The sequence below is a fragment of the Pleurocapsa sp. FMAR1 genome (genome assembly GCF_963665995.1).
Taxonomy (GTDB): domain Bacteria; phylum Cyanobacteriota; class Cyanobacteriia; order Cyanobacteriales; family Xenococcaceae; genus Waterburya.
The window spans coordinates 2625020-2646885 of record NZ_OY762512.1 but is presented as its reverse complement, the minus strand read 5'-3'; the positions used below and the strand labels follow the sequence as shown (position 1 = coordinate 2646885).

General features: G+C 39.7%; 19 protein-coding genes. 4 read left to right on the top strand and 15 right to left on the bottom strand.

The genetic code is table 11. The features are described from left to right. The first annotated feature begins 160 nt into the window (after positions 1-160). Complete coding sequence (locus SLP02_RS26665) at positions 161-535, top strand: SRPBCC family protein (RefSeq protein WP_413467182.1); 375 nt, start codon at positions 161-163, stop codon at positions 533-535. A gap of 868 nt (positions 536-1403) precedes the next feature. Here the strand turns inward: SLP02_RS26665 and cas8a1 are convergent. From cas8a1 to SLP02_RS12740, 7 genes are all read right to left on the bottom strand, one after another. Next, a complete protein-coding gene (gene cas8a1 / locus SLP02_RS12770) occupies positions 1404-2078 on the bottom strand; it encodes a type I-MYXAN CRISPR-associated Cas8a1/Cmx1 (RefSeq protein WP_319423678.1) in 675 nt (224 codons plus the stop codon). A 195-nt stretch (positions 2079-2273) separates the two neighbouring features. Then, the gene (locus SLP02_RS12765) at positions 2274-4508 is read right to left on the bottom strand and encodes a tetratricopeptide repeat protein (protein WP_319421037.1); all 2235 of its coding nucleotides are present in this window, start codon (positions 4506-4508) and stop codon (positions 2274-2276) included. Positions 4509-4636: 128 nt separating this feature from the next. Next, positions 4637-5092 (bottom strand): hypothetical protein, encoded by a 456-nt coding sequence (locus tag SLP02_RS12760; RefSeq protein WP_319421036.1) that lies wholly within the window; start codon positions 5090-5092, stop codon positions 4637-4639. 26 nt (positions 5093-5118) lie between these two features. Next, on the bottom strand, positions 5119-7023 hold the full coding sequence (glmS, locus tag SLP02_RS12755; RefSeq protein ID WP_319421035.1) for a glutamine--fructose-6-phosphate transaminase (isomerizing): 1905 nt from the start codon (positions 7021-7023) through the stop codon (positions 5119-5121). 71 nt (positions 7024-7094) lie between these two features. After that, positions 7095-7682 (bottom strand): DUF3172 domain-containing protein, encoded by a 588-nt coding sequence (locus SLP02_RS12750; RefSeq protein ID WP_319421034.1) that lies wholly within the window; start codon positions 7680-7682, stop codon positions 7095-7097. Between the two features lie 212 nt (positions 7683-7894). Then, a complete protein-coding gene (locus SLP02_RS12745) occupies positions 7895-8821 on the bottom strand; it encodes a pentapeptide repeat-containing protein (RefSeq protein ID WP_319421033.1) in 927 nt (308 codons plus the stop codon). A gap of 246 nt (positions 8822-9067) precedes the next feature. Next, a complete protein-coding gene (locus SLP02_RS12740) occupies positions 9068-9193 on the bottom strand; it encodes a hypothetical protein (protein WP_319421032.1) in 126 nt (41 codons plus the stop codon). A gap of 234 nt (positions 9194-9427) precedes the next feature. Here SLP02_RS12740 and SLP02_RS12735 point away from each other — a divergent pair, with 234 nt between their 5' ends. Beyond that, on the top strand, positions 9428-9793 hold the full coding sequence (locus tag SLP02_RS12735; protein ID WP_319421031.1) for a hypothetical protein: 366 nt from the start codon (positions 9428-9430) through the stop codon (positions 9791-9793). Between the two features lie 105 nt (positions 9794-9898). Here the strand turns inward: SLP02_RS12735 and rsmG are convergent, their stop codons facing one another. Both rsmG and SLP02_RS12725 read right to left on the bottom strand, forming a co-directional pair. Further along, the gene (gene rsmG / locus SLP02_RS12730) at positions 9899-10642 is read right to left on the bottom strand and encodes a 16S rRNA (guanine(527)-N(7))-methyltransferase RsmG (RefSeq protein WP_319421030.1); all 744 of its coding nucleotides are present in this window, start codon (positions 10640-10642) and stop codon (positions 9899-9901) included. A gap of 11 nt (positions 10643-10653) precedes the next feature. Next, positions 10654-11301, bottom strand: a complete 648-nt coding sequence (locus SLP02_RS12725; RefSeq protein ID WP_319421029.1) for an ABC transporter ATP-binding protein — start codon at positions 11299-11301, stop codon at positions 10654-10656. 170 nt (positions 11302-11471) lie between these two features. Here SLP02_RS12725 and SLP02_RS12720 point away from each other — a divergent pair, with 170 nt between their 5' ends. Beyond that, the gene (locus tag SLP02_RS12720; protein ID WP_319421028.1) at positions 11472-12416 is read left to right on the top strand and encodes a Sll0314/Alr1548 family TPR repeat-containing protein; all 945 of its coding nucleotides are present in this window, start codon (positions 11472-11474) and stop codon (positions 12414-12416) included. A gap of 9 nt (positions 12417-12425) precedes the next feature. Here the strand turns inward: SLP02_RS12720 and SLP02_RS12715 are convergent, their stop codons facing one another. From SLP02_RS12715 to SLP02_RS12705, 3 genes are all read right to left on the bottom strand, one after another. After that, on the bottom strand, positions 12426-13097 hold the full coding sequence (locus SLP02_RS12715) for a Coq4 family protein (protein WP_319421027.1): 672 nt from the start codon (positions 13095-13097) through the stop codon (positions 12426-12428). Positions 13098-13159: 62 nt separating this feature from the next. After that, positions 13160-13831 (bottom strand): Coq4 family protein, encoded by a 672-nt coding sequence (locus SLP02_RS12710; RefSeq protein ID WP_319421026.1) that lies wholly within the window; start codon positions 13829-13831, stop codon positions 13160-13162. A gap of 131 nt (positions 13832-13962) precedes the next feature. After that, a complete protein-coding gene (locus tag SLP02_RS12705) occupies positions 13963-14529 on the bottom strand; it encodes a hypothetical protein (protein ID WP_319421025.1) in 567 nt (188 codons plus the stop codon). Between the two features lie 477 nt (positions 14530-15006). Between SLP02_RS12705 and SLP02_RS12700 the strand changes: the two genes are divergently transcribed. Then, positions 15007-16074 (top strand): DUF389 domain-containing protein, encoded by a 1068-nt coding sequence (locus tag SLP02_RS12700; protein WP_319421024.1) that lies wholly within the window; start codon positions 15007-15009, stop codon positions 16072-16074. Positions 16075-16163: 89 nt separating this feature from the next. Here SLP02_RS12700 and SLP02_RS12695 read toward each other — a convergent pair whose 3' ends face one another. The 3 genes from SLP02_RS12695 to SLP02_RS12685 form a co-directional block, all read right to left on the bottom strand. After that, the gene (locus SLP02_RS12695; protein WP_319421023.1) at positions 16164-19364 is read right to left on the bottom strand and encodes an efflux RND transporter permease subunit; all 3201 of its coding nucleotides are present in this window, start codon (positions 19362-19364) and stop codon (positions 16164-16166) included. Then, positions 19364-20953 carry an efflux RND transporter periplasmic adaptor subunit gene (locus SLP02_RS12690; RefSeq protein ID WP_319421022.1) on the bottom strand — a complete coding sequence of 530 codons (1590 nt, stop codon included), beginning with the start codon at positions 20951-20953 and terminating at the stop codon, positions 19364-19366. The genes SLP02_RS12695 and SLP02_RS12690 overlap by 1 nt, the downstream gene beginning before the upstream one ends. A 75-nt stretch (positions 20954-21028) precedes the next feature. Then, positions 21029-21736 (bottom strand): TetR/AcrR family transcriptional regulator, encoded by a 708-nt coding sequence (locus SLP02_RS12685; RefSeq protein WP_319421021.1) that lies wholly within the window; start codon positions 21734-21736, stop codon positions 21029-21031. Positions 21737-21866: the final 130 nt, after the last annotated feature.

The following is a 21866-nucleotide window of genomic DNA, read 5'->3' as shown; positions in this document are numbered from 1 at the left end:
TTGTCGTAGCCGAAAAGCTTGAAAAGAGATCGGTTCATGCAGCTTACAAGCGCAGTTTAGTAGAATAGGTAGGTATTTTTCAGTCTATCGGGAGGTGAGTATGGTACGAGAAATTAATACCAATATTGAGATTGATGCACCAGCAGAAACTGTTTAGAAGGTGTTAATCGACTTTAGCCGCTACAATCAATGGAACCCCTTCATCCGCTCTATCAATGGAGAAGCAAGGCAGGGTGAGACGTTGGAAGTGTTTATGCAACCATCTGGTGGGAAGGGGATGACTTTTCGTCCAGTAATTCTAGCACTGCATCCAGGACGTGAACTTCGTTGGACTGGGCGATTACTGCTACCAGGTATTTTTGACGGAGAGCATCAATTCCAAATTGAACCGATTGGAGAGAATCGAACTAGATTTGTACAACGTGAACTTTTTTCTGGTCTGCTTGTACCTTTTCTCTGGAACAGCTTAGACAAGCAAACAAGAGAAGGGTTTGAGGAGATGAATCGTGCGCTAAAAGTACAAGTAGAGCAGTGATCGAATTAAAGCGATCTAATAAAACTACTTGGTGAATACCAGCTAGAATAATCCAACGAGGCGGATCGTCTTGAGCAAATATATAGTCAGAAATTAAATCCTCGAAGTCGATGTTTAGTAGTTCGGGATTAGGAAGATGCGGAGACGCGGAAACAGGGGAACGCAATGATTGGTTGGTATCGGTAGTTGAATGATCTAGATTGAACTGTGCTTCGTTTAAGCCTAAAGAAAGAACATCAGCCGCTTCTTCAGTATCGGCAATAGCTTCAATAATCCACAATAAAGGCTGTCCGTTACTCTTATTGACTTCCGCAACTACGGGAATTATCTCATCATCATCTAAAACCTTCTCAGTCGGTTCAAACTCATAACCCAGTACGGAGAAAAACTTACTAAACCATTGCCTCTGAAGCAATAAACGCTCCTTAATATCTTTTTCTTGGCTAATTTGACTGCGAGTTTTAAAATAATCAACCTTCAAAGATGCGATCGCTTTTGGTGGCGACTTATCTCCTGTCTCCTCTGCTAGTTCATTCCAGCGTTTAACAATATCTTTTAGATCGTTCTGTAAAATAGTATCAAGATAATGGTGTGAATAAAATTCATTTTCGTTAATAATTCCATTTAAAACAGCCATTTTTAATATCTCCCAATTATCTCTAAAATCACCGCGTCTCCCCATCTCCGCGTCTCAAAAAGGATCGCCTCTTAAAACGGCAACGATCTTGATATAAGGTGCTTTCTCGGTAATGGTGCTTTCCTCTACCCAGGAGTAATAGTCATCGAAAACACGCTTGATGCGATTTTGCTCTTTCTGCTTTTCGCTTTCTGTAATTGCGCTGGTATTCTTGAACTGAAGTTCAAGCTGTCAATTATGTTCCCATCTAAGCTGTTCTAAGCGGTCTAATTGTTGAGATAGTATGGGATTAATGCGATCGTTATATTCTTTGTCTGCTGCCAGAATATTTTTAGTCGCTTCATCCACAGCTTGCGATCGCAAGCTCGACAGTCGCTTTATGTCGGTGAAACCGCCCACCGCGCTGTCTCGCAATTTTAATAAAGACTCGTCTATCTCTTGATTTGTATTGGGTACAGGTTCTTTGCCTGTTAGTTCGATAAATTCAACGCCCTTACGAATTTTCTGAAATCCTGTCCACGGAGTTTGCCCAAAGGTGATTACTTGAGAGCGTTTTAAGTTATTTTGTTGAATGATACGAGAGGTAGCCAGTTGGGTAAGTAAGCGAAAACCAGCGTCGCTGTAGCCAGAAGCATAAAACATTTGGTAATCCCAATTGTTCAGCTTTTGTCTTTGTCGTGCATATAATGCTAAATCAGTTATATCTGGTATTACTAAACAGTACTGTTTGCTTCTCTCGTGGAGACGTGATTTGGGAGCAATGAAATAAAAACAGGCAACAGGAGCGAATAGTAATGCGATCGCCATGCCGATAGTTTCAACAAATTGGGTTTGTTTTTTGTAAACGTAATGTTTTACAGTAGCTTTTACAGTTTTAGGTTTGGCAGTGCCGTCTTTTTTGCAGATTAGTTTTATATCTACTTCGATATTTAATGCTCTATCTGTCTTTTAGCAGCTTTGAGAAACCCGTTTGCTTCTTCATATCCTTTGATAATCATGATATGCGATCGCAATTTTAATTTTGGAATTAATAGAAGTGAAATAAAAAATTATTTTCGGCTCGTATAATGACTATTTTTATATCTTTTAATATCATACTAATCAGTCAGTTAAATCAATTACACCAAACAATTTTCTAATTATATTAGTAATCGAAGTATCTTTATCAACATAATCTAATTGATAGATTAAGCGATCGCAATCCTCCACTCTTTTAATAAGCTTCATTCTTTCATATAACTTTCTAGAGTTTTCGATAGCTATTTTTGCTTCTAATATTTTATTCTGATGCCTAAATAAGTTAGATAAATTAAATAAACTATCGGCTTGTAAACTGATATCAAGTATTTCTTCTCCTATATTCAAAGATTGATAAAGAAACTCTTCTGCTGGTTGATATTTACCTTGTAATAGATATGATACGCCTACATTCAAAGAAGATATACCTTTTGGTGGTAAGTTATTTGAAATTTCCAATGCTCTTTTAGCATGAATCAGAGAATCGTCAAACTGTTTAAGGTCGATAAATATATTTGCTAAAGAATTTCTAGAACCAGCTTCAGCAGATAAATTTTTCATTTCCTTGGCTAATTTGATTGAATCTTGTATATATTTAATACCTTCTAAAGTTTGTTCTAAATAGTGAGAAACAGTTCCTAAATTCATCAATGCGGTTCTTTCTTGGACTTTGTTATTGATGTTTCTCGATATGTCTAACTGTGTTTCAATATGCTTTTTGGCTTCTACATAGTTATTCATTTTTATATATGTAGAGCCTAAATTACCCTCAATAGTTGCAATTAATATTTCATCTGTTATTACATTATTTGTTAAAGCTTGCATATAATAATCAACTGCTTCTCTATCACGTCCCGATTCTGAATAAGCAGTACCAATACCATCAAAACATTTTGCTTGCATATCAATACTTGTAGTTTTTTTCAAACATTCTCGATAGCATTCTATTGCTTTTTGATAATTTCCTTTCTCACAGTAAGCATTACCCAAAGGTAAGTTAGCTTCAGAAGCTGACTTTGTATTTGTTAATTCAAGATGAAATACTATCCCTTTTTTCAAAAAATGAATAGCTTTATCACTTTCTACTGTCGATATAAAGGCTTGACCTAAAGCAATTAAGCTTGCTGCTTGTATCTGTCTATACTTAGGGGAGTTTAAAGATATCAAGTTTTTACAAAGCTTTATAACAACCGAACTATAGCCTTGTGAATCAATAAACATATACAATCTATCAAAATACAAGTATAAAAATACATAAAAATCGCGGAAGAACTCATTAGGATTAATTATTTGAATTTCGTATAGATGATAAAAACTTTCTAAATGTTCTGATATATCTTCTAACTTGTTCCAAGAGTTAATATCTTTATAATGAGTCTCATAATAGTTAGCTGCTTTTTGATGTGCTTGAAAAAGATAATTTTTTTGTTGAGATATATATTTTTGTATTAAAGGTTGAAACTGATATTTTTTATTTCTAGTCTTTAAAAGTAAAGAACGATGCCACAAGTCTTTTAGTGCTATGCTAATAGTTTTTTCTTCCTTAGGTTCGAGCCACATATAGCTAGCTGCTTCAGCATTAAAAGATAATCTGTAAACACTCAAATTAATTAAAAAGTTTTTGAATTGTTTTGATAGCCTTGCTAAATGCTGCTGAATTATCCACTCAAGGTATACTTCTTGTTTACGATGTTCTCCCTTGGCTTTTTCGTATGCTAACTTAAATTGTTCTTCAATTTCTTTTAATTCATAACATTCGTTTCTAAGATAGCTTGCAACCAATTCTAAAGTCAAAGGATGCCCATCTATAAATTGCACAAAATTTTCTATTTCTGCTTGTGTTCCTGATATTCCTAGTTTTCTAGCAAAAGCAACTCCCTCCGAAAGTTTCATTCCTTTAAGAAAATACCAGTTGTTAATATTTTGAAGCGATTTTGGTATATCTTGAGTAGTGATTAAAAGTGTGCTACAAGTTCCTCCTTTTAACCATTTTTGAAAAAAGTCATGGTATCCTTTGTCTTGTAACTCTCTTTCGTTATTTATTAGAGATTCTAAATTATCTATCACTAGCAAACAAGGTTTTTGATTAAGACAAGCTAATAAGCTATTAATTAATAAAGAACCAGTGGTGTCTTTTGTAAGATTAGTATTTTTAGGAATTTCAGGCATTTGCCCTTTCAATTCTATAATTGCTCGTTCGGCAAAGTATATAAAATCTGTTTGACCATTAACGTTAGCCCAAAACTTATCTTTAAAATTACTAGATTTATAAAAATAAGAAGCTATCGTAGATTTTCCAACTCCTCCAAAACCTTGCAATCCTATAGTGCGAATTTCTTCACTATTTAGCCAAAATTTTATAGTACGTACCTCTTCTATCCTTTCTACCCAGTTATGAAGATTATAAGGAATAGTATCTAACTCAATACTGTTATATTCAATTCTATCTAGAACTTTTTTCCTGGTGCAGAATCGTTATAATGTTCATGTTTATGTTGTCCTCCAATATTTTGTATGTATGCGGTTGCATTGGCTAGTACAGCCGAACTGCCTTTGGCAGTAAAATCTCTGTTAATATTTTTTTCAGGCTCGACATCAACAAATTGATTCAGAAGTTGAAATAGTTCTGCTGTAAATTTCTCATCCTCCATTGCTTCTTCTAAACAAGGTATTAGCATTTTTAGATGCTTTTCTGATTTGTCATGCTCTACTCTATCGATTATAATTTTTGCATCAGGATCGGTTTTTAAGCGATTACTTATCGTTTGCCATATCTTGCGTCCTAGCTCAAGTGCTTTTGTACCTCTTGATTTGACCAAATCAGTAGAATAGTTTCCTACAATTCCAGCTATTCCTGCTTCCACTAAATGATTAATTATGTCAGTCGCGGTGTAATCTAACATTATTGATTGATGAAACGCTAATATTTCTACTCAACAGTAACACTTTTTGCCAGATTACGAGGCTGATCTACATCTAAGCCTTTAATTGCAGCAATGTGATAAGACAGCATTTGTAAGGGAATAATTGATAATATAGGAGAAATCAACTCGTCTACCTCTGGCACAGTCAACATATCATCAAAGGTGTGTCCCGCTTCAGTAGCATTCATCGCCGTAGTGACACCAATTAAACGAGCATCTCTAGCTTTTGCTTCTTGGGCGTTAGAAATAACCTTTTCGTAGACGCTTCCAGGCATAGCCACGGCTACTACTGGTACTTTGTTATCTAATAAAGCGATCGGTCCATGCTTCATTTCACCAGCAGGATATGCCTCTGCATGGATGTAAGAGATTTCTTTGAGCTTTAATGCACCTTCGAGAGCGATAGGAAAGTTAATACCTCTGCCAATAAAGATAAAGTCTTCAGTTTCGGTAGCAAAGTCGTGAGCTAATTCCTCGATCGCATCTGCTTGAGTATCAAGAATGGTTTCTATCTGACTAGGTATATGACGTAAGCCTTCAATTATCTCTTCAATTCTGCTATTGGGTATAGCTTGACGACGATAAGCCAAATCTAGGGATAAAAAATAAAAACCCATTGTTTGAGCGACAAAAGTTTTGGTAGCTGCTACACCAATTTCTATTCCTGCATGGGTATCGATAATGCGATCGCATATTTGAGCAATACTGCTTTCGGCACGATTAGTAATAGCCAGTAGTTTTGCCTGAAATTTTGGTTCTAAACCCGCTCGTCTAGCTCTTTCTGACTCTAAGGCAGCAATGGTATCGGCGGTTTCTCCAGATTGAGTTACACCGATGGTTAAAGTATTAGGAATTATGGGTTTGGGAGAATAGCGAAACTCTGAAGCGTAATCTACTGTAGTGGGAATACCTGCAACTTGTTCTAATAAATATTTGCCGATCAAAGCAGCGTGCCAACTCGTACCACAGGCTAATATTTGAATATGTTCGAGATCATCCGTTATGGGAGACAAACCGATATTTACGGGGCTAAAATCAGGATTTTCATCGGCGTGCCAGTTAGGATTAATATAGGTATCCAAACAAGTTCTAACTACTGCTGGCTGCTCATAGATTTCCTTGAGCATATAGTGACGAAAACCCTGTTTCTCTGTCTGTACGGGATTCCAATCTAGGGTGCGAGGAAAACGGGAAATGCGATCGCCTGCAAAGTTGTATATCTCTACTCCTAATGGCGTAAGTTTTGCTATGTCGCCATTTTCCAGACTAAGAACAGCACGAGTATGGGGAAGCAAGGCTGTAACATCGGAGTTACAAAAAAATTCTCCTTGTCCAAAACCAATAGCTAAAGGAGCTTGTTGTCTAACTGCTATTATTTCTTCAGGATAATCGGCGCAAATAATAGCTAGCGCAAATGCTCCTTTTAGTCTATTTACTGTTTTTTGAACTGCTGCCAGCAAACGAGCGTAACGAGGTAAAAAATCTTCCTCAGCGGTTTTGAGAACTTCAGCAATCAAATTGGGAATAACTTCTGTATCTGTTTCCGAACGAAACTCGTATCCTTTACTTTTTAATTCGTCTCGTATTTGCTGATAGTTTTCAATAATTCCATTTTGAACTACAGCGATCCGCTTTTCCATATCCAGATGCGGATGAGCATTGCGTTCTTCTGGTTTACCATGAGTTGCCCAACGAGTATGTCCAATTCCTATTTGAGCAGGATTGACGTCCCGTTCTATTTTTTCTCGCAGATTATAAAGTTTGCCTTTTGCTTTGATGCAGTTAATATTTCCTTCTAGTATCGTGGCTACTCCTGCTGAGTCATAACCCCGATACTCTAATCTTTCTAGACCAGAAATTAAAATGTCTGTTGCAGCTTGAGTACCTATGTAGCCGACAATTCCACACATATTTATTAATAGTTCTTATATATAAAGTTGTTTTATCGCCTTTAGTTTAGACTAAATCTTCAGAATAATCCTTAGAAATTGTCTGATTCTGGTAACGCTCCTGATTGCCCATTCTGTAAAAATAGATTTCCCGCAGCATCATTTTGATAAACACAGTCGATTTTGGGCTTTCCTTCTAATGGGCCGATAAATCCAAAAGTATTCATGCGTCTCTTGCAATCTCTAACCTGTTCGGAATTGACTAATTTTCTTTGCTCTAAAATAGACCAATTAGTACGCCGTAGAACACACCCAGGCTGCATACTAGGCTGGGTTAAATAGACGCTAAAGGGATTCAGGGTCAAAAATACCCGCATATCTGTGACGATCGCACTAGCTCCAAATTGCTGACACAGTTCGGGGTTTGGTGCTGCGCGATCTATTTGTAAACTAGAATCGACAGATTCATTACCGCTCGAGCCGCTAGAGAGGTTTAGAGATAATCCAATAACTATACCAACGACAAAAACACTGGCGATAATTGCTACTTTAGCTATATCTATAGGACTTTTTTTAGGAGGAGGGGTAGGAGGGGTAGGAGGACTTGAGCGATAATTTGGAGGATCGTAACGATCGTTAGGATTATCGTAACTATTTTGATTGCGATTTCTGCGAGCCATAAATGATTACTGATAAAGTTTTAAGTAATATTGATTGTCTATATATTAATATCTTAAAAGTTTTAGTTAGTGAATCACCATAATCGGGATAAACGAGCAGAAGAATAGGACTCAGCATAAAAGTGTAGACTCTCAGAAATAATAGCTTGTAGCTTATAGCTGAGAGCTAAAATAGTCTAATCGGCAACTGCTACCGACAAGTCTGCAACACTTTATGGATGAATTGAACCATCAGGTAAAGTAGCACCAGTTAATTTAACAGCGGTAATTTTTACCATAATTTTATTGTTAAAGCCGACTTTGGCACCGTTTAGGTTAGCACCGCTTAAGTCCGAACCGCTCAAGTCTGCACCAATTAGATTGGCATCTTGAAGATTGGCATTTCTCAGGTTTGCCTGAAGTAAATTAGCACCTTTTAAGTTCGCCCCCTGAAGATTAGCACCTTCTAGAATTATCTTGTGCAAGAAAGTATCGCTCAGATCGGCATAGGAGAGATTTGCTTCGGATAGATCTCTACAAGAAAAATCCTTTTCTTTAAAGTTAGATCTGCTTAGATCCGCACCGCGAAGGTCTTTGAAGTATGGTCTTGTACAGCTATTTTCGACTGGGCGAGGTGAACTATAGCTTTTACTAGGCTGATGGAAGTCTTGATAACCGTCACTGCCACTAGTTTTGCGATCGCTTGGATTACTGGATGTAGAATAGTATGCTCGATAGTCCCAAGGGCGACTTTGCTGGTAGTTTCCTGGGTTATAATTTGACTTGGCATAAGTCTGTTGCCGATTGGCTGTATCAGCAGAGGTACGATTGCTCCCAGAGTAAGCCTGTGTATTACGAGAATATGGTTTTGCTTGTCTATCGTAATAAGTTGTCGATCCAGACTGATGTTTGGTTGTCGAGCTTGGCTGGTGTTTGGCAGTCTTTTTGTGCTGACGATGGTACGAACGCAAAGAATCTCGGGCCTCATTTATCTGCTGTAGTTTTTCAACAGATTTCTGGATCAACCGCTCATTTTCTTGCGGAAGGCGATCGGGATGCCAAATAAATACCAAATCTTTATATGCCTGATTAACCTCTTCGAGAGATGCGCCTGGGTTTAATCCCAAGACTTTATAGTGCTGATCTAGGTTTTGAATCACTATGGCAGTCCTTCCTCAACTGTACCTAAGTTTTACTCAAACACTTGGCTATGTAAGTGCCTAATTTTACCAATTAATTTTTATTTTAGAATAATTGTCTTCAGAATGGAAAACCCTAATAATTTCTTATCATTATAAATATTAACTTTATTTATGTAAGCTTCTAATTAGATTTGTAAACCAAACTGTTATCTAGGTTAACTATAATTGGCAAGTTGTTGAACATAAAAGTCGCTATTTCACTACTTAAAATACGGTTAACTTCAATTCTAAAGGATTAATAATGCAGTTGAAGCGGATAATCTGGAGAATTGAAAAGGTTTCTAATCCTCGCTCGCCTTGAAGAGCGATCGCCACTATTGTTCCCATCAATGACTGGGAGATTAGGGGACTAGGGGACTGGGGGACTAAGAGAATTCTATTTTCAGTTTAATTATGTCGCTCTACTTACATATAATTTTGAGATAGATTTGGAGAAAGGGCAGATAATTTATTAAAGTTATGGAAGAGTTGCTGGAGTTAAGGAAATACATAGAGGAGAAAAACTACGATAAGGCGTTGGAAATTGTTGGCGAATTAGAGGAAATGTCACGACGAGAGTAGAATATGCCCTTTAACTCAGGGCATTTCCTCTCGTCAAAAGAGGATAAGTTAAATAAAATTTACAGTTACGCTGTAATCCTCTTAATTCATCTAATTAAGCAAGAGGTAGAAAAACGCACTACTAGATCTGGGAATGTATCTATTAAAAATTCGGTGCGCGAAATTAACCGTGTCAACAAGAGAAAATCAGGGGGTTATTATGCCTCGGATGTTGAACTGTTAGACATTATCAGTGAAGCAATGCCAGCAGCCGTCGATTGCGCATCTCTAGAAGTCAGCGAGGGACTTTATGAGTCAATGGATCTGATGACTTTATTTGACCAAATTTTGATTATTGAACGAGCTTTCAAGCTGATAAAAAACTTTTAAACAGGATTGCTTATTGTAGTAGCAATTAAGAACAAACATTACGCACTCACCAACGCCAATTATTGTTATTGTCTACCAAAAGCTGACTGGTCATTGATCATCGATTCAAAGCGGTTGCTTTTCTGGAACACCAACTTCGCGGGGAAATTTCTTGGATGTTGGGGAATGTTTACGGATATATATACAATGGCGTACCCCTTGGCTAATAGGAGTTTCCCAAGGATAAATTAATTCTATTTTGCAGCCCAAGCGAGCTACAGCAGACTTTAAACTGGCGGTATCTGACTTGTTCCAGTGTCCACGGTAAAGAACAGCCAGTCCACCTACTTTCACTAGCGGTAAGCTGTATTCAGCACAGACAGAGGCTTTACTTACTGCTCTAACCAAAGCTAAATCGTAAGCTTGGCGATCGCCTGGGATTCTGCCTAACTCTTCGGCGCGAGCAACTATGCCCGTGGCGTTATTTAACTTAAGTTTGGTAATTAAATCATTGACAAAGTTAATCTTTTTGCGAGTAGAGTCTAGCAGCGTAATTTGCCAGTGAGGAAAGGCGATCGCTAGAGGAATACCAGGAAAACCCGCTCCTGTACCAATATCAATCACCTGGAGTTTTTGAGCTAAAAAATCTTGCTCCAAGCCAACTATCCCTGAGAGGGAATCCCAAAGGTGTTTTTCCCAAAAGTCTTTTGGTATAGTGATACGAGTTAGATTCTGTTGACGATTTCCTTCGATAACCTCTTGATAAACCCGTTGAAATAATTGCTCTTGGGCTGCGTCGGGCTGCCAATTAAGGCTTTGTTGCCAAACTGTTGTCATTTGGGGCAATCTATTAGTTTCGATCTGACTCATAAGCTTTTAGATTATCGATTCAATGCCACTGGCTCAATGGGCTGGAGATCTCCATGGCTAATTGTCCAACAGCGATCGGCTATATCTATCAACTCTCCAGGGTCGTGAGTAACTACTAGCAATGTCCAATGCTCTTTTAATTTTTTAAGCAGTTTAGCTAGTTGAATCCTCATCGACCAATCTAATCCTGCTGTAGGCTCGTCTAACATCAGTACATTAGGCTGACGAATTAGCTGTACTGCCAAAGCCAACCGACGCTGTTGCCCACCACTAAGAGCATGGGGAGATATTTTTAAAGATATATGATCTAATCCTACCTCGCTCAAAGCATCTTTAACTCTTTTTAAATCTAATTCTGGATGACCCAAGCGCAATTCTTCTAAAATACTACCACCACAAAAATGCCGTTCAGGAAACTGAAACACTAATCCTGCTAGCTGCTGTAATTCAACATCAGTCAATTGTTTGGTGCGCCAGAAAATTTCCCCTTTGGTTGGCTGTGCCAATCCCGCTAAAATCTCTAAAATAGTAGTCTTACCCGAACCACTAGCTCCGACTATTAATCCTAGTTTCTGTGCTGGAAGTTCTAGGTTAATCTTTTTCAAGATAGGTTGAACAGTAGCAGGAGGATGATAAGTTAAATTTTGCAGACGCAGCATTATCTAAATAACCTAGATTTTTATAGCTTAATTATAAGCTCTTTAATTGAGAGGGGTTTAATTTAGCTTTTGTTATTGTTAATGATAATATTACTTCTGTTTTCAGGAACTAGATTTTTGTTGCTTACGTCAATATTTACCAAATTTACTAATAATTATAATTAGGCATAATGAAAAGAGAAACTAAAATTACTAGTTTTAAAACTCAGTTGCAACAAACAATTTGGATACCATTAAGCATTACTATGATTATTGGTCTTAGTAGTGCAGCTTGGGCAGCAGATCCTTTCCGTCAAAAAAATCCTCGTGATATTGACAAATATACCGAACAAGCATTTGAAACTATTTTTTTTAAAGGAGACTACAAAACAGTTAATAATGAACTATTACAGGCTGAAGCCGAAAAACCAGACGAACCTTTGACTTATGCCCTGCTTGCTTCTTTAGCTTATACCGAAAAAGAAAAAGATTGGGAAGGCATCAAAAAATACGCTGATAAGACTTTAGAGTCAGCCCAATTGTTAAGCCAAAGCGATCCTCTACGGGGTAATCTTTATTTGGCAGTGGGTCATTTCTTAGATGGTGCTTATGTTTATCAAAAAGACGGTGCTTTAGATGCTATTAATAAGCTACAGTTGGTCTTCAAATATCTCGATCGCGCAGAAGAGAGCGACCCTAACGATCCTGAATTGAACTTGATTAAAGGCTATATGGATTTATTATTAGCCGTTAACTTGCCTTTTTCTAAACCAGAACAGGCGATCGCTCGTTTTGAATCGAATGCTGCACCTGGTTATTTAGTGGATAGAGGTCTAGCAGTGGCATATCGGGATTTGAAACAATATGATAAGGCTTTAGAATATGCTAATAAAGCTATAAAAGCTGCTCCCGATAATCCAGAACATTATTATCTCAAAGGGCAGATCCTCAGACAAATTGGCAAAAAGAATGATGATATCCAGGTTTTAGAAGAAGCTACACAAAATTTTACCTTAGCCTTAAATAAATCAGCACAATTACCAGACTTTGTTTTGGAAACTCTGGAAAAAGAAAATCGTTTGACTCAAGAGAGAATTGCTGAACTTAAATCAGGGCAGGTAAATTCTCAAAATTAAATAGTTCGTCTATGCGCTTACTTCTGTCTGGGATTTAGCCATCATGGGAGTACTTTCTATCTTCTCCAATTGCTCATTACTCAAAACCAGTCCTAATTCAGCCCGAACATTATCAATCGGACGCGCCCAGTTATCTTCAAAGCGGTAAGTCAACAGACACTCAGCTTGCTTACCTAATGCTTGACCAATGCGATCGCACTCCCAGATTTTCTTAATTTGAAACGGTCTAATTACACAGAAAATCAAGAGAACCAGAGGCTCAACTATTTTCAGCATTTTGCTATAGTTCTGACCTACAGTGAAACCGAAGACTCCCATTTCTCCTGCATAACTGGTATCAAAGCCTAGAAGAATATGAAAAATATCGTGGGTAACGGTATACCGTAGTGCAAAAGGACTGAGATCGGCTTCTTCTCTCAAATCTGGGCTAATCTCCAAAGGCTGAATATTATGCTGCTTCATGTGTTGAGCGTATTCGTAACCCAGTGTGCCTTCGGGTAACTGAGCTAGTTCTTCTAAGTCAATTTTGGGGTAGTAGCCGACAAAATCTTGTAATCGATCCTTAAGCGCGGGATTTAAGCCTATTCCATAGAATTTGATTTCGCCAAAAGCAGCGTCGCCAGTCTCTCCAGTGGTGAAGTAGTCTTTGAGTGCTTTAGCGTAACGTTTGATGCTAGGCATGATAATAGTTTCCTATAATGTTTATTGTGATGTAGTAATGAGAGTAGAAAGAGATAGCTCGATTAAGCTGTAGCTATTTCACGGGAGCGATCTTTTGTAGGATTGATTGATTCTGCGTCTAACTGCTGGTTATCTAATACCAGTCCCAATTCAGCCCGAATATCTTCAATTGGACGCGACCAATTTAATTCAAAGGGATAAGCCAACAGACATTGCGCCTGTTCGCCAATCGCTTTACCTTTTGCCAGATTTGCCCGTATTTGTCGAGCTTGAGAACGCAATATTAGGGGATAAAGATGCTTAATTATTGGTTCGTAAGCATTAAGAAACTTGCTATAGTCCTGACCAATAGTGAATCCTAATACGCCGATTTCTCCTGCGTAGGAAGTATCAAAGCCCAGTAGGATGTGGAAGATATCGTGAGTAGCCGTAAATCTGAGAGCAAAAGGATTAGCTTTGGCAGCTTCAATCAGATCGTCACTAATTTTTAGGGGGTGAATACCATTCTTTTTCATGTGCTGGGCATATTCATAACCCAACGTACCTTCTGGTAATTGCGCCAGTTCTTCTAAATTGACGGTGGGATAGTAGTCTTCAAGATCTTCTAACTTAGCCAACAGTTCGGGACTACCTCCAATACGAAGTAGTTCGATTTTGAGATAAGCGATGTCTCCTGCTTCTCCCTGTTGGTAATAGTCTTTAATTGCTTTAATAAATCTTCTGAATGTAGCCATGAGGGTAAACTCCTGTGGTGTAAATTTTGAGCGGTAAAAATAAGTTGAGGTTGAATTGTTTTTGCGAATTTTTCTATCAGATTGCGAGCGACCATCTAAGTACTTAAGTACTAATTAAATACAGAGTTCGTTTAATTGTCGTAAAGAACTATGCTGACTTTAGGATCGATAGCCACAACGCGATCGGCAGTAAGATTACCAACTGCTACTCCTGCTGCTGCACCACCGATAATTTCTTTGGCATCTGCATTACCAAAAATTTCACCGAGGATTGTACCCCCAGCAGCACCAACAGCAGCATCTTTTAAAATCGCGCCAGTCGATGTGTCTCTGGAGTCTTTAATATCTTCTAGCACTGGAGAACTCGCGCTAATAGAATAGCTATAGCGATCGTAAGTTACTGCTTCTGCTACATAGCGGAGTCCGCCTTTAGCTGGGACGTATTTCCCTACAATAGTCGCACCCGCAGGAATAACAACACCATCGATTACTCCTCTTTCTTTAGCGACTAAGTTATAGGAATAGGTGCGATCGTTGTTGAGATACAGAGTTTCTTGCTGTGCGCTTTTGGCTGCTAGCGGGCGACTTTGAGCTAATCCCACAGTTGGATATAATGCCGAACTGCTTACAATAAGAGCCATTGTCCAAGTAGGAATGCTAAATATTTTGTTTAATGGATTATGTGTGGTTGTAAACATAATTAAATGTATAAACTCCTGTTATAAAAAATGTTGTCTGTGAAGCCAGTCTTTGCAGTTGTTTTTTATATGACCAACTAGTCACCTGACCGTGTAGTCACATTATAGCCGAACAATTTATCTTGTACTGTATAGTTTTGTAAATCGACTGATGAGTAAGAAGCTAAAGTATTGGTTTCGATAGCTTTTCTGAAGATATGACTAAAAGTTTAATCTTATGATTTTTGCCATATCCAACTTTTGGTGTCAAGTAACCATCTCGCGCAAAGACGCAAAGAGAGCGTAAAGATGTCCTAATCTAAAGTTCGATTGCTACATCTTTAGTAAGTTAAGATTTTGAATATACAAAAAGTTATAAAAAGCAGTGTTTCAAACTAGTACTATAGCCTTATTGTAACTTGAGCGTAAGAATCAATATGCTTACTACTTAAGTCCCATGACATAACTCATCAACAATGAAATTGAAGGGCTTTGTAGATGAATATTAGCAGCCGGTTTCGGAATTTCGGCAGTAAAAAACCCGAACCAGAAAAGCTCAAGCAAATGCAACTGGAGCTACTGGAAGAGTCAACTTTAGAGATTAACTATCTGGCGTTGACTGTAGGCTCTTGTGCTATTGCTACTTTTGGATTGCTCTCTAATAGTGCTGCTGTGATTATAGGTGCAATGATTGTTGCCCCTTTAATGTTACCGATTAGAGGACTGGCATTTGCATCATTAGAAGGCAACATTGTTATTTTCCGTAAATCTGCCACTGCCATTGTGGTAGGAACGCTAATATCAATTGCTTTAGCTTGGTGCATTGGTTTTTTGGTTAGAGTTCCCCAATTTGGCAGCGAAGTTTTGGCTCGTTCTGAACCTACTTTACTAGATTTGGGAATAGCGATCGCAGCAGGAGCAATTAGTGGCTTTGCCAAAGTAAAGCCTAAAACTTCTTCTAGTCTGGCTGGTACGGCAATTGCTGTCGCGCTCATGCCACCAATTTGTGTAATTGGCTTGAGTCTGTCTCAAGGAGATTGGTCACTTAGTTTAGGTGCAACTCTTTTGTACCTGACCAATTTATTAGGAATTACTCTTTCTTGTATGCTGATTTTTGTCATTACAGGCTGTACGTCACTACGTCGCGGTGGAAAAGCTCTTAGGCGAACGGCAATTTTCACTAGTATACTTATCATTCCTTTAACTATTAGCTTTGTACAATTGTGGCAACAAGAAAAATTAGAAGCTTTTGTACAAGATGTCTTGGTAAACCGTACTGCTACTTTTCAGCGCGTGAAATTGATCGACACCCGTGTCAACTGGAGAAGCGAACCGCCTGAAGCTTACTTAGATGTTTCTGTTATCGGAGCTTATACTCCAAACCCCAAGCAAGTAGGGCTTTTAGAAGATTTTGTCGCCAAAGAAACTGGTAAACGCTTCACCTTAATTTTTCAAGTCAGTCAAGTTGAGCAAGTCAGACGAGTATCTAATAAACAATCTTCAACGAACGCAAATATTGAACAATCGAAAACTAAGGCTACTGAGAAGTCTAGTAACAGTGAATAGTAATGTAGGCTTTTAAAACCGCAATGAGTTCTTCAGACTTAATTATTTAATTACATTTTTGGTTTTAGATAATTTGCTTTTACTTTTCATCAAGCTATTTCCGCATCATTTATCTCAGTCTTGGGCGTGAACTGAAGATAGAGACAGGGAATGACTACCAGTGCCGTTAAGGTAGCTGCCATCAAGCCAAAGATAATCGCACTACACAAAGGCATCCAAGAAGGATCGCTTAGTGCCAAGGGAATTAAGCCAATGATTGTGGTAACGCTGGTGGTTAAAATAGGTCTTAGGCGATCGCTGACTCCAAAAGCAGCAGCCTCGCGAACTTTCATGCCCTCTGACTGATAGGTGTTCATCGTATCTACCATCACAATCGCATCATTAACTACAATACCTACCAAGGCAATGATGCCGATAAATGCGGAGAAGGAAAAGGGAATCCAAGCGAGGAAGAAACCGCCCATTGTGCCGATAAGTGCTAAGGGAATTGCCAGCAGGATAATAAACGGCTGTCGGAATGAACCCAATTGTAAAACTAAGACGGCAAAGACGAGAAAGATTGCCAAACCAAGTGCCTGACCAGCCGAACCAAAGGTTTCAGCCTGTTCTGCTGTTTCTCCACCAAAGCTGTAGTCATAGCCAGAAGACCAGTTTTGCTGCATCTGTTTTAATTCAGGTTCTAAATCGGCTAAAATTTCGCCTACAGTACGATTGACGTTCTTGGATAAAACAGTGACGGTACGTTTGCCCCCTCGGTGAGTAATAGACAGGGGTGCTTGGTCGGGAACGGTACTAACCAAAGAACCTGCGGGTATTACTTCACCATCATTGTTAAAAAAGCGAATCAGTCTTAATTCTTCTCTTTGTGTGGGACTGCCCACCGCACCGTTACGGGATTTCCAAGCAGTACTAAGTCTGATTTCTAAATCTTCCTCATTGCCACCGAGATCGAAGTCTCCTACATCCGTGGCGGTCATGTAGTAACGGGCTTGACTAGTTAATTCTTCTTCAGTAATGCCGTAAAAGTCTAGTGCTTCGCGTTTGGGTATTAGTTTCAAATCGGGCTGTAAGTCTCCCAGGTTATCGCGCACGTCGCTAGTGCCTGGAATTTGTCTCAAAGCTTGCTGTACTGAATCAGATATGTTTCTTAGTTCGCCGATATCGTTACCCGTAATCTCAATCTGAATTGGTTCGCCACTGCCTGTAGAACTTTCGGAATTTAAGACTAGAGATGCGCCTGGATAGTTAGCCAGAGTTGGGGTAAGGTCGTTTCTAATCTCATCTAAATATTCATAGGACAGTCTTTCTCGTTCATCTTCAGGAGTAAACACCACTGAAAAGCCGAGCAAATAGCTGCCTTGATTGGGCTGTAGCTCTCCTGAACTTACCAAATTACTGCGTTGACCGACGTATTTAGTAACGCTGGTAAAGTAGTTTTTTTCTTGGAGGATGCTGCCCAGTTCGTCGGCAATCTCTTGAGACTTAACTAAGGTAGTGGTGGGAGGCATTTCGACGTTAACACTTAGCTTGCGTCCATCCTGTTCGGGAAAGAAAGTAGTGGGAATTTGAGTAAAGGCAAAGATAGCGCAGATAAATAATGCTACTGCCCCCAAACTCCAAGCACGAGCCGTAGCCTTATTGCAAACGGTATAGTTCAAACTCCAGCGTGCAAACTTTTTAGAAGCTGTTTCACTCAGGCGATCGATTCTAGATGGCTGATGATTGCCCTTGACGTTTGCCAGTAAAAAGCGGGATAGAGGAATATCAACGAGTAAAGCAATTACAAAACTAAGAATTAAACAGACTACTGCGGTAATAGGCAAGACGCGGATAAACTTACCCATCGTTCCCCCAATAGCCATTAGAGGAGTCATTGCCAGGATAGTAGTAAGCTGTCCTGCAAAGGCTGGTGCTGCATAAGTCCTGACAGTTTTGAGTGCTGCTTGGTTGAAGGGAAGTCCAGAGACAAAGATTGCTTCGTGCATCCCTTCCATCATTAGGATAAAGACATCAACTAAGATACCCAAAGCCAACACCATCCCAATTAAGACCATGTTGTTGAGGGTTTGTCCCAACAGCCACAGCACCGCTAGAGTTCCCAGGAAAGTTAGAGGAATAGAAAGTCCCGCGATTAATGCCTCGCGCCAGGATAAGGCGATAAACAGAATTACAAACACCGCTACCATTGCCTGTAGAGAGTTAACAAATAGGCTGCCAAGCTGTTCCCAAATAATCTCCGAATCATCGGCAATGACCTCATATTCCATGCCGTAAGCCCAGTCATTAGAGTCAGTCTTGGCTGCTTCTATTTCTGCTTTAACGTTTTCAATTACCTTAATTGAATCTTGTCCTGGCACTTTCTTAACCGCTACGCTGACTACTGGTTTGTAGTCTTCTCCCTGCCAGCTAATAAAGGCTCTAGTGTCTTCCTGTTCTAGTTCCTGGCGAATTTCGGCAATTTCACTCAAACGAATTACCCGCCCGTCTAAACGCGAGATAGGTAGCTGCTGTAATTCCTTAAGACTGCGGAAGCGACCATAAAACCTAACTTGAGTACCGATGGTGCTGCTTTCAATTTCATCGAGAGGGGCATCGCGGTTAGCAGTGCGGAGACGACTGGCAACGGTGGTGGGTGAAATGCCCAAAGAAGCCAAACGACTGGGGTTTAGCTGTATCTGGACTACGCGATCGCGACTACCCCCCAAAGTAACTTCTGTTACCCCAGGCACACCTTCTAGACGATCCTGTAACCGTTCTGCTGACTGATTAAGAACCGCTAAATCCAGGTCGCCAAATAGAGCCACTGTAAGAATCGGCGCATCGTTGACCGAAACCTGCTGCACGACCGGCTGTTCTGCTTCTCTGGGGATTTCTGATTCGGCTTTAGACACCGCATCTCTTAAAAGCTGGATCGAGCGATTAACATCAGCGTTAGAGTTAAATTCAACATTAATTAAGGAATAACCGCTATAGGAAGCACTTTTGAGAGTTTTGACTCCTTCAACTGACTTGATTTCTTTTTCTAGTTCGTTGGTAACTTCCTGTTCGATAGTTTCGGGGTCAGCACCACCCCAGGTAGTAGTGACGCTAGCTGTAGCAATATTTATATCGGGGTTGGACTCTTTAATCATCGAGCCATAAGCTAAGAGTCCACCGACTACTAATAAAATTGTTAATAAGATGCCAAATACGGTGCGGAGAAAGAAGAATCGAGCAAAGGGTGAAGCTTTCGCAATTTTGGGTTGAGGCTCGGAATGATGATCGTTATTAGAAGGTTTTATCTGACTCATTACTGTACCTCCCCATTACTAAACTGATTTTGAGACTGCATAACTTTAACGGGCGCACCATCAACTAGGCGGTTTTGACCTTCGGTAACTAATAGTTCCCCTGGGGATACGCCTTCAATAATCTCTCGTTGATTTAATCCTTCAATGCCTAACTTGACCTGACGCTGTTCGACTTTGCCCGTATCAGGATTAGCCACAAACACATAAGGATTGCGATCGCGGAATATCACGGCATTTAGGGGAACGACCACCGCATCGTCTTTTTGTGCTACGGCAACCCAAAGGGTAACGTTTGACCCATGCAGTAAGTTACCAGTACCGATAGTCATTCTAGAAGTAACCTGAATCGCTCTGCCCCCAGGAGTTACCGCAGGATTAACTGCAAAGACCTTACCTCGGACTTGAGCCGAATCGATTAAATCTTCGTTATCTAAATTAGTCTGAATATTATCTTCATTAGCAATTACTGTAGTTTGCCCAGGACGCACCTGTTCGCCAACAGAGGCAGAAAGATCGGCAGTTACTTCAAACTGGCTGGGGTCGATTACCACAATGGGTACTCGGTCTAGCAATCCTTGGTAGTTACTCAACTGAGAGGAAACTGACTGGGTGGAATAGTATTCGTTTTCGCGAATATTTTTGTATGCCACAATGCCATCAAAGGGTGCGTAGAGCTTTGTGCCTTCTAAGGCTACTTGTGCCTGAGTTAGTTGGGATTGTGCGGTAGCAATTCTCGCATCACTAGCCCGTAATTGGTCTTGGGCTGCCTGTACCTGTGCTTGTGCTGTACCAATTTGTGCCTGTGCTGAAATTATCTGAGCTTCAACCGACTGTACCTGTGCCTCGGCATTTAACAGATCGTTACGACGGGAATCGATGTCGCTAGCTGATAATGCACCCTCATTATAGATTTGCTGATAGCGATTTAACTCCGATTGGGAGAAATTCCTAGCAGCCTTAGCTTGATTGAGTTGTGCCTTGATTTGTCCCACCTGAGCGCGGGCTTGAGCTACTTGTGACTCAGCTTGAGCTACTTCGGCTGCTGTAGCTGCTTTTTGTTCTCGCGCCTCGGTAATAGCAGACTGCGCCTTATTTACATCTGCCTGGAGTTCGCGATCGTCAATCTGAGCTAGAAGTTCGCCTTTAGTTACGCGATCGCCTTCTCTAAGATTTCTACCATCGCGATCAGCAATATAGGTTATTTCTCCATCGACATCAAAGGCTAGATGCTTGAATCGAACGGCTCTAACTGTACCTTCACTAGATACCCAGTTACGAATAGGACTTTGCTGTGCTGCTACGGTACGCACGTTTAACGGGGCGGTTTTAGTAACTACCGCCTGTTCGCTATTTTTATCGCGAATCCGCATTACAGAGATGCCACCAACTGCTAAGAATAAGCCCAGGATAGGAATTATCCACCACAGTTTTTTTATCCCTTGGGACTCAGGCTGTTGTTCTGTTTGGGTAAGTTCGGAATGATCTACAGTTGATTCAACTGCGATTGGTTTTTCAAGATTGTCATCCTTTGCAGGTTCTAGATCGGCGAACCCCTCGGAATTGGTTGGATTGGTTTTATGTAAGGACATAAGTAGTAATTAAAAATGATGGGATGAATAGAAAGCACAGAATTACTCGGTAGTAGAGATGAGCTTGGAAGTTATCTATTTTTTAGAAGTGGTAGTCGCTTTGCTTTTGGTAGATTTAGTTTGACTAGTTTTGTTGCCTAATCCATATTCGAGAATCTGAAACAGGTCATCAAAAATATGATTGATGGCATCAAGGTCGATATCTGTTTTTACTCCCTTCTGGGCAAGCTGCTTGGTATCTAAGCCCAGTTGGGCAGGGATAAAGTGTTTCAATCCTTCTCCCAAAGTGTTGATGGCAAAAACAGCCATGTCGGGATTGATATCGGTAGCGATATCTCCATCTTCAATCCCTTGTTTCACCAACTGCTTCATATATTCGGTGGATGATGCTTGAGTCATGGCTAAAACCTCTTCGCGAAAAGGAACATCGCCATAGACGGTTCGATAAACAATCTGACTTAGGGCGGGATGTGTTAGATCGAATTTCGTGCCGACTCCAAATAACCAACGCAAATATAGAAAAAAACCCATGTTGGGTTCTGGTGGTTCTGCCTGTTGGAGAAAAGCTAGTTTTTCCTTGCTAGCTAAATCGACGAGATATAAATACAGTTCTTTTTTATCTTCAAAATATTGATAGAAACTGCCTTTAGCTATTTTTGCTTGTTTAACAATCTTGGTAATGGAGGCACTATCGTAATCATGACTGGCAAACTCGGCGATCGCTAGATCTGTAATTGTCTTTCGCTTTTTATCAGGTAGGTTGAAAAATGTTTGGTTTGGCATAGCAGAAAGCTATAAATGTATATTATGACCTATTGGTCATGTGACCTGATAGTCATATGATGGCACAAAAATTATATCGCTGTCAATTTTGCTTTAGCCAAATCATTTCTAAGATATAGAGAGAGTCAAT

Coding starts and splice junctions, on each gene's coding strand:
- SLP02_RS12685 (WP_319421021.1), bottom strand. CDS start 21,736: ATGCCAAACCAAACATTTTTCAACCTACCTGATAAAAAGCGAAAGACA.
- SLP02_RS12735 (WP_319421031.1), top strand. CDS start 9,428: ATGCCCTTTAACTCAGGGCATTTCCTCTCGTCAAAAGAGGATAAGTTA.
- glmS (WP_319421035.1), bottom strand. CDS start 7,023: ATGTGTGGAATTGTCGGCTACATAGGTACTCAAGCTGCAACAGACATT.
- SLP02_RS12690 (WP_319421022.1), bottom strand. CDS start 20,953: ATGTCCTTACATAAAACCAATCCAACCAATTCCGAGGGGTTCGCCGAT.
- SLP02_RS12700 (WP_319421024.1), top strand. CDS start 15,007: ATGAATATTAGCAGCCGGTTTCGGAATTTCGGCAGTAAAAAACCCGAA.
- SLP02_RS12705 (WP_319421025.1), bottom strand. CDS start 14,529: ATGTTTACAACCACACATAATCCATTAAACAAAATATTTAGCATTCCT.
- SLP02_RS12720 (WP_319421028.1), top strand. CDS start 11,472: ATGAAAAGAGAAACTAAAATTACTAGTTTTAAAACTCAGTTGCAACAA.
- SLP02_RS12725 (WP_319421029.1), bottom strand. CDS start 11,301: ATGCTGCGTCTGCAAAATTTAACTTATCATCCTCCTGCTACTGTTCAA.
- SLP02_RS12715 (WP_319421027.1), bottom strand. CDS start 13,097: ATGCCTAGCATCAAACGTTACGCTAAAGCACTCAAAGACTACTTCACC.
- SLP02_RS12695 (WP_319421023.1), bottom strand. CDS start 19,364: ATGAGTCAGATAAAACCTTCTAATAACGATCATCATTCCGAGCCTCAA.
- SLP02_RS12760 (WP_319421036.1), bottom strand. CDS start 5,092: ATGTTAGATTACACCGCGACTGACATAATTAATCATTTAGTGGAAGCA.
- SLP02_RS12710 (WP_319421026.1), bottom strand. CDS start 13,831: ATGGCTACATTCAGAAGATTTATTAAAGCAATTAAAGACTATTACCAA.
- SLP02_RS12750 (WP_319421034.1), bottom strand. CDS start 7,682: ATGGCTCGCAGAAATCGCAATCAAAATAGTTACGATAATCCTAACGAT.
- rsmG (WP_319421030.1), bottom strand. CDS start 10,642: ATGAGTCAGATCGAAACTAATAGATTGCCCCAAATGACAACAGTTTGG.